This window comes from Desulfobotulus mexicanus (assembly GCF_006175995.1).
GTDB lineage: Bacteria > Desulfobacterota > Desulfobacteria > Desulfobacterales > ASO4-4 > Desulfobotulus > Desulfobotulus mexicanus.
The window spans coordinates 1-2,125 of sequence record NZ_VDMB01000058.1 but is presented as its reverse complement, the minus strand read 5'-3'; the positions used below and the strand labels follow the sequence as shown (position 1 = coordinate 2,125).

Sequence of the window (2,125 nt, the reverse complement as noted above, 5' to 3'; positions counted from 1 at the left end):
GCCTTGACTTCCGCTTTCCCATTGTCAAACTTATGGATTGGGAGGATGAAGAGCGGTGGAAAGAGCTTGAAAACAGCGACAATGTTTTCGCCCTGGTGGTCATGGCCCAGATCAAGGCCAAAAGCTGCAAATCAAAAGACGAGCTGAAGGCGTGGAAGTTCCATCTGGTAAAACTCATGTACCAGCGGAACTACAGCAAGGAAGACATCCTGCAGCTTTACCTGTACATCGACTGGATGATAAGTCTGCCAAAGGAGCTTGAAAAACAGTTCCTTGAAGAAGTTTACCTCTTGGAGGAGGAGAAAAAGATGCCATACATTACGAATGCAGAGCGGTTTGGTATTGAGAAGGGTGTGTACAACGAGAAGTTCCAGACCATCATGAATCTTCAGAAATACAACATGCAGCCCGAAGAGATAGCGGATATTACGAGCCTTACCCCTGAACAGGTAAAGGCTGTCCTTGCAGCAGGAGACAAGGGTCTGGATCTTCTGATCGGTGAGGATGTTACCAGACATTAAGTCCTGCAGGGTCTTAAAGCCTCTGCAGGCATGGCCCCTTTACCCTTCAGGTTCTGCATGGCTTGATCTTCATTCTTCATGTTGCCGTGGCTGTGTCATATGCAGCTACGGCGGCATTCTGGATTTAAAGCCCTTTATTTGGCTTCTGTCTGATTTTTATCTTGACGAATATCTCAGTATGGGTTGTGGCTTAATGTGCTTTCATGGGCTATTCTGTGGCCTTGCTGGCGTACTGTACCCGTCCCTGTCCTTCTGCTGTTCCTGCAGGATGGTCTTTCTCTGGCTTGCCAGGGGGCTGTCTCACTTTCCCCTCCTCACTTTCAGCTTCCCACTCCCCACTTTCCACTTTCAGCTTATGCAGGTAAGCCCCCTTATTTAGCCTTCTGTTCACTTTTAAGCGGATGCAGCCTGTCCTGTGGGTTGTGTCCGTTTATGCCAATACGGGCCATTCTGTGGCTTTGGGTTGGCCTGCAAAGGCTTCCTGTCTTCCATGGCAGGGTTTCCTTCTGCATCATTGTGTGTGTGAGCCGTATAAGCTTCCTGTCTTCCTGACCTCTTCCAGCATATCCCTTGCTGCTTTCTCCTGTACCCCTTCCCTGTCTCCACTCTTTGCTTCCTTCAATTCCTTCTGCAGGGCAGGGGGCAGTGTGGTCTGTTGCCCTGCTTCCGTTATTCTTCCCTTCCGTCATGTTCAGTCTGTTTCTCCTGCTTTCAATCCTTCCTGTGCTCATATGCCTGACTCCCATGTTCTTCATTTACTTCTGTTTTAAGCGTTTAGGTTATTTTCTATTTATATCAATGGTTTGCTTGCTGGGGTGATGCTGTGTTCAGTTTCATTGTATTTTTATTAATTCCATAGAAATTTAGTTGATTTTGAAACTCTTGCTCTTTACTATGATCTGATTGTGTTACTTTTGCGTAACAGTTTGGGGTGATGGTGTATCATGTAAACATGCAGAGTGAAGGAGAATCACATGCCAAAAATACTTCTTACAGCAGGATTTGTGGGTGATCCACCCGTGGTGAAGAAGGGCAGGGTCGATTACTTTGATACGGAAATACCGGGGTTCATGCTGGAGGTGCGGTCTTCTGGCAGATGTACCTATTACCAGAGATACAGGGACAGGCACGGTAGAATACGGCAGGTGCGTATAGGGCCTGTGGATGCAGTCTGTCTTGAAGACGCAAGGGCAGCAGCCAGAGAAATCCGGTCACAGACTGCCATGGGGTATGACCCTGCAGCCATGATGGATAAACGCAGGCAGGAAATGAGCTTTGGTGACTTTGTGGAAGACAAGTACATCCCCCATATACTAATAAGATCATAACACACTCGACATTAAGCTAAAATATACTGGGTGTCTTGTGCTCTAAAAAAACTGGCAACTCTTACGGTTTTCTTTTGCAATGATCTCAAGATGGAGAAGACCTTTTTTCTGAGGTCTTCCGGGCCTGAAACAACCATTTTTCCAATCTTGTGATGTTTCAGGTATCCCCATACCATTTCATCCGGATTCAAATGAGGGGAGTATGGAGGCAGGAAGAACAAGCGGAGCTTTCCTGCCGTTTCTTCAACAAATTTATTGACCTTGCCTGATTTATGG

3 protein-coding genes and 1 pseudogene are annotated in these 2,125 nt (G+C 46.8%); 2 read left to right on the top strand and 2 right to left on the bottom strand.

Translation table 11 applies throughout. The features are described from left to right. Positions 1-521 (top strand): annotated as a pseudogene (locus tag FIM25_RS17250) (hypothetical protein); the annotation flags it as partial. 371 nt (positions 522-892) lie between these two features. On the opposite strand, the gene FIM25_RS16825 reads toward FIM25_RS17250, so the two are convergent. Continuing rightward, positions 893-1,210: a hypothetical protein gene (locus tag FIM25_RS16825; RefSeq protein ID WP_179953491.1), complete on the bottom strand. Its 318-nt coding sequence runs from the start codon at positions 1,208-1,210 to the stop codon at positions 893-895. Positions 1,211-1,495: 285 nt separating this feature from the next. Here FIM25_RS16825 and FIM25_RS16820 point away from each other — a divergent pair, with 285 nt between their 5' ends. After that, positions 1,496-1,849 (top strand): Arm DNA-binding domain-containing protein, encoded by a 354-nt coding sequence (locus FIM25_RS16820; protein WP_139451007.1) that lies wholly within the window; start codon positions 1,496-1,498, stop codon positions 1,847-1,849. Positions 1,850-1,860: 11 nt separating this feature from the next. Here the strand turns inward: FIM25_RS16820 and FIM25_RS16815 are convergent. Further along, a partial coding sequence (locus FIM25_RS16815) for a transposase (protein ID WP_179953490.1) occupies positions 1,861-2,125 on the bottom strand: 265 nt, incomplete at its 5' end.

Excerpts from the sequence above, each read along its gene's own strand:
- FIM25_RS16825 (WP_179953491.1), bottom strand. The coding sequence starts at position 1,210 with ATGACGGAAGGGAAGAATAACGGAAGCAGGGCAACAGACCACACTGCC.
- FIM25_RS16820 (WP_139451007.1), top strand. The coding sequence starts at position 1,496 with ATGCCAAAAATACTTCTTACAGCAGGATTTGTGGGTGATCCACCCGTG.